The following is a 13,343-nucleotide window of genomic DNA, read 5'->3' as shown; positions in this document are numbered from 1 at the left end:
TGTAGGGAGTTCTGCATACAAGTCGTTACACGCGGACGGATGCGTGACTTTTTCCCTGCAAACCGCGGTGCCGGTCGACCGGGGCACTCACATCTCGTCGGCGCTGATCAGGCCTTCGCGGATCGCCAGGCGCACCAGGGCCGGCACATCCGACACTTCCAGTTTGCCCATCAGGCGGCTGCGGTAAGAGTCCACGGTCTTGGGTGAGAGGTGCAGCAGCTCGGCGATGGCGTTGCTGGAATGACCACGCACCACCAGCAGGATGATCTGTCGCTCGCGGGCCGACAGCTGGCCCAGCGCACCCGGCCGCAGCGTCTGGGTCAGCGCCTTGGCGGCCAGTTCGTCCACGCCGGGGCCGAGGTAACGGCCCTCGCGCACCACGGTGCCCACGGCGGCCAGCACCGTCGATGCGGGCGAGCCCTTGAGCACATAGCCGGCCGCCCCCATGCGCAGGGCCTCGGCCACGTGGTGCGGCTGGGCCGACATGGTGAGCACGATGGTGCGCGTGGCGAGCTTGCGCCGCGGCAGTTGTTCCAGCAGTTCCAGCCCCGAACGTTTGCCCAGGTTCAGGTCGAGCAGCAGCACCCCGGGCGTCAGGCGCTGGATGTCGGCCAGCGCGATGGTGGGGTCGTCGGATTCCCCCACCACGCGATGACCGCCGTGCTCCAGCACCACCCGCAGGCCGTCGCGCATGAGCGCGTGGTCGTCAACGAGGTAGATGTCGCTCACTGAATGACCCTCCGCCCTTCGCCCTGCGGGCTGCGGTGCGAGCTGGCTTGGGAACGGCCCGGCGCGGCGCTCATGGCGTGGCCACTTCCCGCGTGAGCTCCACCACCGTGCCACCCGCCGCCCCGCGCTCCACCAGCAGGTCCGCGCCAATGGCCGCCGCCCGTTCGCGCATGCCGACGATGCCCAGGTGTCCGGGGCGCCCCTGCAGGTCATCGTCTTCAATGCCCTTGCCGTTGTCCTCGATCCGCATGCGCAGATGCCCGGCGTCGCCGTCGAGCGACACCCTCACCCTCGTGGCCTGGGCGTGCCGCACGGCGTTGCCGATGGCTTCGCGCGCGATCATGAAAGCGGCGTATTCCACCGCATCGGTCCAGCGGATGCCGCGCACCGAGGTGCCCAGCTCCAGCTCGACCGCCAGCCCCAGGTCGCTGGCGGGCGAAGCGCGCAGTTCGTTGTCCAGCGCCGCGGCGAGGCCCTGGTCTTCCAGCAGGGGGGGGCGCATCTCGCGCAACACATCGCGCACGTGGGCGATGGCACTGTCGAGCATGCCGGAGGCCTTCGCCAGAGGCCCGGACGCCGCGTTCTGCGCCGGGCCCGGGCGCGCCATGGCCACGTCCAGGTACAGCCGCGCGCTGCTGAGCTGCTGGCCGAGCTGGTCGTGCAGCGACTGGGCGATGCGCCGCGTCGTGAAGCGCTCCTGCGCCATCAGCCGCTGGGACAGATCGGACAAGGTCGCCTTCGACTGCTGCAGTTCATGTTCGGCCTGCTTGCGCGCCGTGATGTCGGTGATGTAGCCGGCGACATGGTCTCCGGCGGGGTACAAGCGCACCTCCAGCCACAGGCCCCAGGGCTGGTACCAGTCTTCCACCACCTCGGATCGTCCACTTTCGCGCGCGCGCCAGTACGCGGCCTCGAAACGTGTTCCCCGGGAATCGGGAAACACGTCCCAGACGATGTGACCCAGCATGTCCTGAGGAGACGCCACGCCCACCAGGCGGGCGGCCCGGTCGTTGGCATACACCAGGCGCTGATCGGGTCCGGCCGACACGAAGGCGTCGGTCACGCGGCTGAGCACGTCCTGCAGCAGCCTGTGGGCGGCGTCGCGCTCCAGCTCCACCCGCTGCTTGGCGGTCACATCGTTGATCAGGCCGATCCGGGCCGAGCGCCCTTCAAATTCGATGTTGCGCCCGGTGATCTCCACGTCAATCACGCGACCGTCCTTCAGCCGGTGGGGCCAGGGGCCAGTGACCTGGTGTGCCACGGAAGGTGCCTTCAGCTTCGCCTCCATGATGCGCTCCAACCCGTTCACCAGATCGGGCGGCGCCACCACCGGCAGGCGCATCGACAGGAACTCATCGCGGCTGTAGCCGTAGTGCGCCACGGCGGCGTCGTTGACGGCGAGGAACTCCAGCGTCTCCAGATCGAGCACCCACATCGGCTGCGGGTTGTTCTCGAACAGCAGCCGGTATCGCTTTTCGCTCTCCTGCAACTGACGCCGCACCGTCACCATGTCCGTGATGTCGCGGGCCATGCCGAACACACCGATGGTGCCGGTCTCATCGCGCAAGGGGCCCTTGATCGAATTGAAGGTGCGACGACCTTCGCTGGTATCGACCTCGTACTCCAGGGTCTCGATACGGCCCTCGCGCATGATGCGGCGCTCGTCCTCCCAGATCTTGTCGGCCTGTTCGACGGGCAGCAGATCCTGGATCCGCAAACCCAGCATCGGCGTCACGCCCTTGCCGACCATGCGCTCGGTTTCCTGGTTGACCAGCAGATAGCGCCCCTGCCGGTCCTTGGCAAAGATCGCATCGGGCGAGCTGTCCATCCAGGCCTGCAGCAGGGCCGCGGTTTGCGCCTCCCGCCGCAGGGCCTCCAGCTCGACTTCGGCCAGCCGCTGCATGCGCGCGTGCACGCGCCGGAGGAACAGGAACAGCAGTCCGGTGGTCACCAGCACGAACAGCAGGCCTTTCCAGGCCTGGGCCGCGGCGAGCAACTCGATGTTCTCGAACAGCAGCTCCACCAGTGCGTCGGACCACAGGATCCAGAGCACGGCCACCACGCCGTAGCCGGCGACCACGCGGCCAAAAGGGGCGAATGAGGAGGCGCTCATGGGCGGTGTATGGGTTGAAGGCATGGTTGGGACCGGGGTTCCGGCGGTACCGAAAGCTGCGCCATTTTCGCTGTTGGACGGCCTCCGCGGACGCGTGGTCTTCCGAGAGGGTATCGGCCGCGCGCACCAGCGACTTGAAGCCTGCGCCACCAGCGCCATGGGCAGTGACTACACTGCATGCCTTCTGCGCTCCGGTTTCGCCATGGATATCTTCACACTCAGCCTGCTGGCCTTTGCCGGTGCCTTCATCCTCAAGACCACAGACCAGCGCCAGCGCATCCTGCTGCTGGGGCGCCATCTCGGCCAGTTCCAGATCGAAAAACTGATGGAACGCCTGAGCGAGGGCTACATGCGGGCACTGAGCGAAAAAGACCCCGAGCGCCGCCAGCAGATCTGGCAACTGCAGGCGTCCACCGAAGCCTCGTTGGCCAGCCAGTTCCAGCGCTTCGCCGCTGGTCTGGCCAAGGACGCGGCCGCACCGTTCCGCGTCAACCGCATCGCCCTGCCCTACGCCGACCGCTGGTTGCCGGGCGCCAGTTTCGACCTGCGTGAAGCCATGCGCATCCACGCCCGCGGCATCCAGCAAACGGTGGACAACACGGCGCAACGCAGCGAACGCGACCGCGCCTACACCCTGCTGGCCGAGCTGTACCTGATGCAGCACACCTGCCACTGGTATTGCCGGACCCGCGCGACCGCCTCCGCGCGCGTGCTCGCCCGCCACCAGACGCCGTATGCCCAACTGGTGGCCTCGGTGTCGCCGGAAACGCGCCAGGCCTACAGCGAGCTGGTGGGATTCAAGGGCTGAGCTCGTCGTCACCGTCCCCCGGTGACAGGCGGGCCATGGCTTCGTCCAGCAAGCTGTGCAGGGCCACCACGCGCTCCACGCCGAGCGCCCGGTTGATGCCCTCTTGCGCCACACGCCAGCGCCGCTGGGCCTCGGCCCGCTTGGCCTGACCGGCCTCGGTGGCGCTGATCAGGTGGCTGCGCGCGTCGACACCCGGCCCCACCGCCAGCCAGCCCGCGGCCACCAGCGGCTGCAGGTTGCGCGACAGGGTGGAGGTGCTGACCTTCATTTCGGCGGCCAGGTCCACGGCCCGGATCGGCCCGAGCTTGACCACGTAGGACAGCAGCGAATACTGCGTGCCCTTCAGCCCCGACTTGCCCACCTCGCTGTCGTAGTGCTGCGCCACGCGGCGCATCAGCTGGCGCAGCTTGAGGTTGGTGCAGCCCTGCGGCTTGACCGCAGCGCCTGTGGGGTTTGACGCGGTGGTGACAGGGTTCATGCGGTTGATTGTATCTACAATTAATGCATATACAACTGTTATGGAGCACCCATGAGCGCCAACGACAACCTGGAAACCTGGCTGGCCCAGGAGCAAGAAATTCAGCAGCGCCTGGCCGCCGGCCCCGGGCCCGGTGTGGCCCGACCCGAACAGATCGCCGGCAAGACCGGTCTGGAAGTGATGCAGGCTTTGCTGCAGGGCGAAATTCCCTATGCCGCCATCGCCCAGACGCTGGACTTCCTGATCGTCGAAGTGGGCGACGGCAGCGCCATCTTCCAGGGCACGCCGGGCCCGCAGCATTTCAACCCCATGGGCACGGTGCACGGCGGCTGGTTCGCCACCCTGCTCGACTCCGCGCTGGGCTGCGCGGTGCACACCAAGATGCCGCCCGGCCGCGCCTACACCACCGCCGAGCTCAGCGTGAACATCGTGCGCGCCCTCACGCCCAAGGTGCCGCGCGTGCGCGCCATCGGCCGCGTGATCCACTGTGGCCGCCAGCTCGCCACCGCCGAGGCGCAACTGGTCGGGCCCGACGGCACGCTCTACGCCCATGCCACCACGACCTGCCTGGTATTCGACCTGCAGCACAAACCCGCGGGCGGTGCGACGACATAATCGCGGTCCACGAACCGACCCGAGAGAACCCGACATGCGATTCCTTCACACCATGCTGCGCGTGGGCAACCTGCAGCGCTCGATCGACTTCTACACCCAGGTGATGGGCATGCAACTGCTGCGTACCTCGGAGAACCCGGAGTACAAATATTCGCTGGCCTTTCTGGGCTTTGAGGGTGGCAACCCCGGCCAGGCAGAGATCGAACTCACCTGGAACTGGGGCACCGACAGCTACGACATGGGCACGGCCTATGGCCACATCGCCCTGGGCGTGCCCGACGCCTACGCCGCCTGCGAAAAGATCAAGGCCGCGGGCGGCAACGTCACGCGCGAGGCCGGCCCGGTCAAAGGCGGCAGCACCGTGATCGCCTTCGTGACCGACCCCGACGGTTACAAGATCGAGCTGATCCAGCGCGCGGAAACCGAAGGCGGTGCCGGCTTGCGCTGATGCGCAGCCTGCACTGCAGGCGCCCACAAAAAAGCCCGGACTGCCGGGCTTTTTTTTGCGGGCGCGAGACACGAGGATCAGTCGACGATCATCACTTCCACGCGGCGGGCTTCGGCGTCGTTGCCGGTGCCGGTGGCTTCTTCGGGTTTCTTGAGTTCCAGCGAAGCGGCGGCCACGCCAGCGCCCACCAAGGCGTCGCGCACCGAGAGGGCGCGCTTCTTGGCCAGCTCGGCGTTCTGGGCCGGGTTGCCGGTGGCGTCGTGGAAGCCGGACAAGACCAGGCGCTTGCCCCCCTTGGCGGCGGCGATCGCATCGCCCAGCGCGTCCAGCGCGCCGGAAGCCAGGTCGGCTTTTCCGGAGGCGAAGTAGAACGTGACCACGCCGTTTTCGATCACCACGCTGGCGTCGTCGGCCACCATCGGGACAACGGCGGCGGGTGCGGCGCTGACGGGTGCATCGGCGGCGGCTGGCGCGTCGGCAACGGGCGCGGCCACCACAGCGGTTGCCGCGGCGCTGCCGGTGCCACGGGCTTTCTGGATGCCGAAGCCCACCGACAGGCCCACGGCCAGCAACACGGCAGCTATCAACACCGCCGCGACGACGCGGCCTTCCTGATCGTCATCTTGAGAAGACATGGTCAAACACTCCCTGAAAAACAATGGGCAAGAGAAAATCGGCACTGTTCGCAGCCGGCCAGGGCAATGACCCCCAAGGCCTGTGCGACCAACCCCGCATTCTAAATGGCCCCACCTGACATGCATCCTGCCCAAAGCATCCCCCGAGCCCGCCGACCCGACACCTGGGACCCGGCCCGCCGCGACGGCGCCCGGATGATGGCCGACACCCTGGCCGAATGGCGCAGCCAGGGGCCCACGCCCGACCTGTGGGTGTTCGGCTACGCCTCACTGGTCTGGCGGCCCGAGTTCGACGCCGCCGAACAGCGCCTGGCCCGGGTGCACGGCTACCACCGCTGCCTGCAGATGTGGAGCCGGGTCAACCGCGGCACACCCGAGCGGCCCGGCCTGGTGTTCGCGCTGATGAGCGGCGGCAGCTGCACGGGACTGGCACTGCGGGTGCCCCACACCCAGGTTGAGGCGCTGTTTCCCACGCTCTGGGCGCGCGAAATGCCCAACCCCGTGTACGACCCGAAGTGGCTGCACTGCCAGACCGCACAAGGCCCGGTGCAGGCGCTGGCCTTCACGCTGTCGCGCCGCAGCCCCAACTACACCGGCACGCTCGACGACGAACGCTACCGCGACATCTTCACGCACTGCCGAGGGCGCTACGGCAGCACGCTGGACTACGCCCGCCAGACGCTGCACGGCCTGCGCGCCCACGGCATCGAAGACCACGCGCTGGAGCGCCTGCTGCGGCTGGCCCCGCCCGAAGCAGCCGATTGACCGCGCGCAAGCACCACGCTCCCCTGGCTGCCTATACTGGCCGCATGAACATCGCCGACCTGCGCAAAAGCTACGAAAAAGCCGAACTCAGCGAATCCGCTTCCCAGGCCGATCCGCTCAAGCAGTTTGACCAGTGGCTCACCGAAGCCATCCACAGCGAAGTGCCCGAACCCAACGCCATGACGCTGGCCACCGTGGGCTCCGACCTGCGGCCGAGCACGCGCGTGGTGCTGATCAAGGGCTACGACGAACAGGGCATCGTCTGGTACACCAACTACCAGAGCCAGAAAGGCCGCGAGCTGGCCGGCAACCCATACGCCGCGCTGCAGTTCCACTGGGTTGAGCTGGAACGCGTGGTGCGCATCGAAGGCCTCGTCGAAAAGGTGAGCGACGCCGAGAGCGATGAATACTTCAAGAGCCGTCCGCTCGACAGCCGCATCGGCGCCTGGGCCAGTCCGCAGAGCGAGGTGATCGAGAGCCGCACCGTGCTGGTGACCAACGCCGCGAAATACGGCGCGCAGTTCCTGCTGCAGCCCCCGCGCCCGCCGCACTGGGGCGGCTACCGCCTCAAACCCGACAACTGGCAGTTCTGGCAAGGCCGCAAGAGCCGGTTGCACGACCGGTTGCGCTACACGCTGCAAGGCGATGGCGGTTGGCTGCGGGAGCGGCTGGCGCCCTGAACGGAGCACCCCCCGCGCCGCTTCGCGTCACCCCCCTCAAGGGGGGCGATGCCTGTGGCCGGGCAAAGCCCGTTCCACGGCATCCTGGGTTCGGGCACGCGCTCCGGCTGCGGCCTCACATGCGCTGGATGCCTTGGCCTGATACCGCGGCCAGTGCTTCGTCAGTCACCCGCTCGGGTGCAATTTCAGATAGCGGTACCAAAACAAACGCCCGCTCCCCCATGCGAGGGTGCGGCACGGTCAGCGTTGGCGAATGGATGCGCGCGCTGCCGTACAGCAGCAGGTCCAGGTCCAGCGTGCGCGGCGCGTTGCGGTAGGGACGCTCTCGCCCGGCGCCCTGCTCGATCGCTTGCAGGGCGGTGAGCAGATCGGGTGCGGTGAGCGTGGTGGCGATCTCGGCCACCGCGTTGAGGTAGTCCGGGCCGCTGGAGTCGATGGGCGCGGTGCGGTACAGGCTGGAGGCCCTCACCAGCCGGACGCCCGGGGTTTCAGACAAGCGCTGCAAGGCTTCTCGCAAGGCCTGCGCCGGATCGCCGAGGTTGGCGCCCAGCGCCACAAAGGCCGTAACTTCAGCGCGCTGTGGCATGCCCAAGGCCTGCACGGATCGAGATCAGTCGCCGGAACCTTCGGTGGCGCCGCCCTGCCCGGCCGCACCACCTGCGCCACCGGGTTTGCGACGGCGGCGGCGGCGCTTCTTGGCGGGTGCCGTGCCATCGGCGGAGGCGCCCGCTTCGGCTGGCGCGTTGTCGTCGTCGCCGTCTTCGTCGTTGTCAGCCTCACCCGCCGTCCGGAAGCGTGTATCCGGCTCGGTCGCGCTGGCCGGGTGATCGGCATCGCTGCGCTTCACGCGGCGCGCGCCGCCAGCTCCGCCTTTGGGCTGGTTGACCTTGCGCTGCGCATCCACCATGTCTTCGCGGATTTCGTCGCTGGCGTTCTGGAAGGTCTCCCACCAGTGGGCGAGTTCTTCTTCGATTTCACCCACCTGGGCGCGCAGGCGCAGGAAGTCGAAGCCGGCGCGGAAGCGCGCCTGGTCCACCAGGCTGAACGGCGATGTGCCCACGCGCTTGTCAAAGCGCGGCTGCATCATCCAGATCTCGCGCATGTCGGCGCCCAGCTTGCCGCGGCCCGACACGTCACCAATGCGGGACTCGAACACCTCGTCCACGGCGTCCTGCAGGGCGCCAAACGCCGGCGGCGGTCGCTGGTTGCCGCGCGGCTGCAGGCGCTGACTCCAGCCCTTGCGCACATCGGCCCACAACACGCAGGCCAGCAGGAAGCTCGGCGCCACCGGCTTGTTCTCGCCCACGCGGCGGTCGGTGTCCTGCAGGGCCAGTTTCACGAACGGATCGTCGGCGCGCTCCACCACCACGTCGAGCAACGGGTAAATGCCGGTATTCAGCCCCAAGGCCCGGAGCTGCTCGACGCTGGCCAGCGAATGCCCGGTCTGCAGCAGCTTGAGCATTTCGTCGAACAGGCGGCTCTGCGGCACGTCGGCCAGCAGCTTGTGCGAGGAAGCCAGCGGCGCCAGGGTCTTGGCGTCGAACTTGAAGCCCAGGCCGCTCAGCTTGGCGGCAAAACGCACGGCGCGGATGATGCGCACCGGGTCTTCGCGGTAGCGCGTGGCGGCGTCGCCGATCATGCGCAGGGTGAGCTTCTTGGCGTCGCGAATGCCGTTGTGGAAATCGACCACGACCTGGGATTCCGGGTCGTAATACATGGCGTTGATGGAGAAGTCGCGGCGCGCCGCGTCCTGCTCGATCGGGCCCCAGACGTTGTCGCGCAGCACACGCCCGCTGGCGTCCACCGCGTGTTTCATGCTGGCGAGCTCACCCTTGCTGGTGCGCTCGTTGCCACTCACCTGCTCGGCGTCGGCGCTGTCGAGGTAGGCGCGGAAGGTCGAGACTTCGATCATCTCGTGCTCGCGGCCACGGCCATAGACCACGTGCACGATGCGGAAACGCCGCCCGATGATGAAGGCGCGGCGGAACAGGCTCTTCACCTGCTCGGGCGTGGCGCTGGTGGCGACGTCGAAGTCTTTCGGACGCAGGCCGAGCAACAGGTCGCGCACCGCGCCGCCCACAATGTAGGCCTCGAACCCGGCCTGCTTGAGCGTGTGCACCACGTCCAGCGCGCGCTGGTCCACCAGGCTGCGGTCGATGCCGTGCACCGACACCGGCACGTCTTCGCGTTTGCCGAACTTGGAGGTCTTGCTGCTCTTGGCGCCACTGGCTTTGCCGAGCAGCTTGTCGATGAATTTTTTGATCATTCGAATAGGTTCAGGATGCGCCAGCCCCGCTCGCTGGCGATGGGCCGGAGCCGGGCGTCCGGGTTGGTCGCGACGGGCTCGTGCACTTTTTCCAGCAGCGGCAGGTCGTTGATGGAGTCGCTGTAGAAGGTGCTGTGCGCCACGCTGGCCCAGGAATGGCCGCGCGCAGCCAGCCATTGTTCCACACGCGCGACCTTGCCCTCGCGAAACGACGGCGTGCCCCGGATCGCACCGGTGGGTTCACCCTGCGCATCGCGCTCCAGATCGATGGCGATCAACTCGTCCACCCCGAAGGCTTCGGCGATCGGACGGGTGACGAATTCGTTGGTGGCGGTGACGATGATCACCGTGTCGCCGGCGTCCTGGTGCTGGCGCACGAGATCGAAAGCAACGGGTTTCATGGCAGGGCGGATCACCTCGTCCATGAAGCGGCGGTGCGCGGCGTCGGATTTTTGAGCGCCGTGCTCGGCCAGGGGCGCCACGGAGAAACGGATGTATTCGTGGATGTCCAGCGTGCCGGCCTTGTACTGCTCGTAAAAGGCGTCGTTCGCCCGGGTGTGGGTTTCGGCATCGCGCCAGCCCAGTGTCACGGTGAACTGACCCCAGGAATAGTCGGAATCGATGGGGATGAGGGTGTGATCGAGGTCAAAGAGTGCGAGGCGCATCGGGTGTCATTCGTTTTCCAGCATGGATTTGATCAGCGGGATGGTGATCGCGCGCTGGGTGCGCAGGGCGTAGGCATCGAGCTGGTCGAGCAGCATCATCAGGCTGGAGAGGTCGCGCGAGAAGCGTGTGAGCATGAAGTCCATGACCTCGTCGCTGAGGAACACGCCGCGCTCGTCGGCCGCCCGGCGCAGCACGGCGCGGCGCTCGGTCTCGCCCAGCGCGTGCAGCTGGAACACATGGCCCCAGCCGAGCCGGGTGCGCAGGTCTTCGCGCAGCTGCAGGTCGGCCGGCGGCCGGTCGGCGGCGGCCAGCACCCAGCGCGCCGGCCCGTGAGCCGGGCTCTGGGCGTTGACAAACCAGTTGAATGCGGCGGCCTGCTGCTCGGCGGTGTAGAGCTGGCAGTCGTCGAGCAACACCACCTCCCAGTGTTCGTCGTATTCGGCGGGGTGCAACGTGGCGGCGTCGATCCAGCCCACCCGGCTGCCGTGGTCGCGCAGGGCTTCGCGCACCGCGCGCAGCAGGTGCGTCTTGCCGCTGCCGCCCTCGCCCCACAGGAAGGTGGGCACGGGCGAGCGCAGCGGGTTGTCGGCCCACAGGCGCAGGTGGGCCAGCGCGGCTTCGTTGCCCGCGGCCACAAAGTTGGCCAGCGTGGGCACGGGCGCCAGGCCAATGTCCAGCGCCATCTGTTTCATGGGGGGATGACCGCTGCTCATGCCGTTCCATCCTGCCCGGGCATGGGGTTGGCCGCTGACGGCTGCCCCGCGCCCTCCAGGTAGAGCTCACTGGACAGGTAGCGGCTCTTGGCCCGGCGGATCGCCACCAGCAACACCGCGCTGGCCGGCAAGGCAATCAGCACGCCCACGAAGCCAAACAGGTGCCCAAAGGCCATCAGGGCAAAAATGACGGCGATGGGGTGCAGGCCGATGCGTTCGCCCAGCAGCCGCGGCGTGACGTACATGCTCTCGACCACCTGGCCGACGGTGTACACCGCCGCCACCAGCGCCACGCCCAGCAGCGCCTGAAACTGCAGCACGGCCGCCAGCAGGCCCATGACCAGCCCCAGACCAAAGCCCAGGTAGGGAATGAACACGGCCAGCCCGGTGAAGACCCCGATGGGCAAGGCGAGCTTCAGACCCACCAGGGCCAGCCCCACGGTGTAGAACACCGCCAGCACCCCCATCACCAGCAACTGCCCACGCAGGTACTGCCCGAGCACGGCATCGGTTTCGTCCAGAAAACCCTGCACCGCCGCACGCCAGCGCGGCGGGATCAGGCCCTTGCTGCGTTCGACCAGATTGGCCCAGTCGAGCAGCAGGTAATAGGCCACGATGGGCGCCAGGATCAGATTGCCAAACACGGCAGCGAGCGCACTGCCACCGATGCGCAGCGACGACAGCAGACCCTGGATGAGTTCACTTTCGTGGCCGGTGATGAGTTCCTGCATCCAGCCGCGCACCAGCGACACGTCCACCTGCAGATCGACCCCGAAACGGGCCAGCAGCGGCACCAGCCGGGTGTTGACACTGTCCAGCAGCGCCGGCACCTGATCCTTGAGCAGGGGCACCTGCTTGGTGATCACCGGCACGATCAGCAACACCACAGCCAGCATCACCAGCGACAGCATCGTGATGGCCAGGCCGGCGCCGAGCCAGCGCGGGATGCGCCGCGCGTGCAGCCGCTCGACCAGCGGGTGCAGCGCATAGGCCAGCACGGCGGCCAGCAGAAAAGGCATGAGCACCGGTGCCAGCAGCGACAGCAGCAGCCAGCTCACCAGCGCGATGGCGGCCCACGAAGCGACACGGATCTGGTTGGGCGTGAAAGTCATGAACAGGTGTGTCGGGGGTGAACGATCGGGCTGCAGGGGCAAACCCTTAAAATCTGGGGCAAATTCTAGTCCGCCACCCCGGGTGGACCCGCAACCGACCGCCAAACCCCGCTGCCCCACCTTGGTGGAGGCTGCTCCATCGACGTTTTCCCCGTCCCAACGCCCGGCCCCGCCGCCGGCACACGCACCCCATGACCTCCAGCAACACTCCCCTTTCCTACAAAGACGCCGGCGTTGACATCGTCGCGGGCGACGCGCTCGTCGAACGCATCAAGCCGCTGGCGAAGAAGACCATGCGCGAAGGCGTGCTGGCCGGTATCGGCGGTTTTGGCGCGCTGTTTGAAGTGCCCAAGCGCTACAAAGAGCCGGTGCTGGTGTCGGGCACCGATGGCGTGGGCACCAAGCTCAAGCTGGCTTTTGAATGGAACATGCACGACACCGTGGGCATCGACCTGGTCGGCATGAGCGTGAACGACGTGCTGGTGCAAGGCGCCGAGCCGCTGTTCTTTCTCGACTACTTCGCCTGCGGCAAGCTGGACGTGGACACCGCCGCGGCCGTGGTCGGCGGTATTGCCCTGGGTTGTGAACTCTCGGGCTGCGCGCTGATCGGCGGCGAAACCGCCGAGATGCCCGGCATGTACCCGGCCGGCGAATACGACCTGGCCGGTTTCTGCGTCGGCGCCGTCGAGAAGGCCAAGATCCTCACCGGCCAGAGCGTGAAGCCCGGCGACGTGGTGCTGGGCCTGGCCTCGCACGGCGTGCATTCCAACGGCTTCTCGCTGGTGCGCAAGTGCATCGAACGCGCCGGCAGCGACCTGCCGGCCACGCTGGACGGCCAGCCGTTCAAGCAGGCCATCATGGCGCCCACCCGCCTCTACGTGAAGAACGTGCTGGCCACCCTCGCGAAGCACCCCGTCAAGGCCCTGGCCCACATCACCGGCGGCGGCCTGCTGGAGAACATCCCGCGCGTGCTGCCCGAGGGCACGGCTGCCCACCTGAAGAAAGGCAGCTGGCCGCAGACCGAGCTGTTCGCCTGGCTGCAGAAGACGGCCGGCATCGACGACATCGAGATGAACCGCACTTTCAACAACGGCATCGGCATGGTGGTGGTGATCGCCGCCGAGGAAGCCGCCGCCTGTGCCGCCACGCTGCGCGAGCTGGGTGAGACGGTGTATCAGATCGGCGTGATCGCAGCCCAGGGCGAGGGTGCGGCCGTCACGGTGAACTGAAGCCACCCCGCTTCGTGCTCAGGAAGGCCCGGCAACGGGCCTTCGCCGTTTCCGGGACCCAACACAACCAGGGAGCGAAGTGTCCG

At 67.6% G+C, this 13,343-nt stretch carries 15 protein-coding genes; 6 read left to right on the top strand and 9 right to left on the bottom strand.

Annotated elements, in window-relative coordinates; all coding sequences use genetic code 11:
• Nucleotides 1-87 precede the first annotated feature (87 nt).
• Nucleotides 88-729, bottom strand: a complete 642-nt coding sequence (locus F3K02_RS11115; RefSeq protein ID WP_177135666.1) for a response regulator — start codon at nucleotides 727-729, stop codon at nucleotides 88-90.
• A 70-nt stretch (nucleotides 730-799) separates the two neighbouring features.
• Nucleotides 800-2,842 carry a sensor histidine kinase gene (locus tag F3K02_RS11110; protein ID WP_177135665.1) on the bottom strand — a complete coding sequence of 681 codons (2,043 nt, stop codon included), beginning with the start codon at nucleotides 2,840-2,842 and terminating at the stop codon, nucleotides 800-802.
• A 202-nt stretch (nucleotides 2,843-3,044) separates the two neighbouring features.
• On the opposite strand from F3K02_RS11110, the gene F3K02_RS11105 reads away from it, so the two are divergent.
• A complete protein-coding gene (locus F3K02_RS11105) occupies nucleotides 3,045-3,650 on the top strand; it encodes a hypothetical protein (protein WP_177135664.1) in 606 nt (201 codons plus the stop codon).
• Here the strand turns inward: F3K02_RS11105 and F3K02_RS11100 are convergent.
• Nucleotides 3,640-4,128 carry a MarR family winged helix-turn-helix transcriptional regulator gene (locus F3K02_RS11100; protein WP_177135663.1) on the bottom strand — a complete coding sequence of 163 codons (489 nt, stop codon included), beginning with the start codon at nucleotides 4,126-4,128 and terminating at the stop codon, nucleotides 3,640-3,642. The two genes, F3K02_RS11105 and F3K02_RS11100, sit on opposite strands and share 11 nt — an antisense overlap.
• 51 nt (nucleotides 4,129-4,179) lie before the next feature.
• Here F3K02_RS11100 and F3K02_RS11095 point away from each other — a divergent pair, with 51 nt between their 5' ends.
• Together F3K02_RS11095 and gloA are read left to right on the top strand one after the other, a co-directional pair.
• Nucleotides 4,180-4,743, top strand: a complete 564-nt coding sequence (locus F3K02_RS11095) for a PaaI family thioesterase (protein ID WP_177135662.1) — start codon at nucleotides 4,180-4,182, stop codon at nucleotides 4,741-4,743.
• 34 nt (nucleotides 4,744-4,777) lie between these two features.
• Nucleotides 4,778-5,191: a lactoylglutathione lyase gene (gene gloA / locus F3K02_RS11090; protein ID WP_177135661.1), complete on the top strand. Its 414-nt coding sequence runs from the start codon at nucleotides 4,778-4,780 to the stop codon at nucleotides 5,189-5,191.
• Between the two features lie 77 nt (nucleotides 5,192-5,268).
• Here the strand turns inward: gloA and F3K02_RS11085 are convergent, their stop codons facing one another.
• Entirely contained in the window at nucleotides 5,269-5,826 is a 558-nt protein-coding gene (locus tag F3K02_RS11085) for an OmpA family protein (protein ID WP_177135660.1), read from the bottom strand.
• 120 nt (nucleotides 5,827-5,946) lie between these two features.
• On the opposite strand from F3K02_RS11085, the gene F3K02_RS11080 reads away from it, so the two are divergent.
• Both F3K02_RS11080 and pdxH read left to right on the top strand, forming a co-directional pair.
• Complete coding sequence (locus F3K02_RS11080) at nucleotides 5,947-6,591, top strand: gamma-glutamylcyclotransferase (protein WP_246309377.1); 645 nt, start codon at nucleotides 5,947-5,949, stop codon at nucleotides 6,589-6,591.
• A gap of 44 nt (nucleotides 6,592-6,635) precedes the next feature.
• On the top strand, nucleotides 6,636-7,271 hold the full coding sequence (gene pdxH / locus F3K02_RS11075) for a pyridoxamine 5'-phosphate oxidase (protein ID WP_177135659.1): 636 nt from the start codon (nucleotides 6,636-6,638) through the stop codon (nucleotides 7,269-7,271).
• 115 nt (nucleotides 7,272-7,386) lie between these two features.
• Here the strand turns inward: pdxH and folK are convergent, their stop codons facing one another.
• From folK to F3K02_RS11050, 5 genes are read right to left on the bottom strand one after another with little or no spacing between them, the layout of a single operon-like run.
• Complete coding sequence (folK, locus tag F3K02_RS11070) at nucleotides 7,387-7,857, bottom strand: 2-amino-4-hydroxy-6-hydroxymethyldihydropteridine diphosphokinase (protein WP_177135658.1); 471 nt, start codon at nucleotides 7,855-7,857, stop codon at nucleotides 7,387-7,389.
• Between the two features lie 24 nt (nucleotides 7,858-7,881).
• Entirely contained in the window at nucleotides 7,882-9,537 is a 1,656-nt protein-coding gene (gene pcnB / locus F3K02_RS11065; protein WP_177135657.1) for a polynucleotide adenylyltransferase PcnB, read from the bottom strand.
• Nucleotides 9,534-10,202, bottom strand: coding sequence for a histidinol-phosphatase (locus F3K02_RS11060; RefSeq protein ID WP_177135656.1), 669 nt, complete (start codon nucleotides 10,200-10,202; stop codon nucleotides 9,534-9,536). The genes pcnB and F3K02_RS11060 overlap by 4 nt, the downstream gene beginning before the upstream one ends.
• A 6-nt stretch (nucleotides 10,203-10,208) precedes the next feature.
• Nucleotides 10,209-10,895: a DnaA regulatory inactivator Hda gene (hda, locus tag F3K02_RS11055; RefSeq protein ID WP_177135886.1), complete on the bottom strand. Its 687-nt coding sequence runs from the start codon at nucleotides 10,893-10,895 to the stop codon at nucleotides 10,209-10,211.
• A gap of 17 nt (nucleotides 10,896-10,912) precedes the next feature.
• Nucleotides 10,913-12,028, bottom strand: coding sequence for an AI-2E family transporter (locus F3K02_RS11050; protein ID WP_177135655.1), 1,116 nt, complete (start codon nucleotides 12,026-12,028; stop codon nucleotides 10,913-10,915).
• Nucleotides 12,029-12,219: 191 nt separating this feature from the next.
• Between F3K02_RS11050 and purM the strand changes: the two genes are divergently transcribed.
• A complete protein-coding gene (gene purM, locus F3K02_RS11045) occupies nucleotides 12,220-13,257 on the top strand; it encodes a phosphoribosylformylglycinamidine cyclo-ligase (RefSeq protein ID WP_177135654.1) in 1,038 nt (345 codons plus the stop codon).
• Nucleotides 13,258-13,343 lie beyond the last annotated feature (86 nt).

This window comes from Hydrogenophaga aromaticivorans, from assembly GCF_013387465.1.
Lineage (GTDB): Bacteria > Pseudomonadota > Gammaproteobacteria > Burkholderiales > Burkholderiaceae_C > Hydrogenophaga > Hydrogenophaga aromaticivorans.
This window is presented reverse-complemented; position numbering and strand designations above follow the sequence as displayed.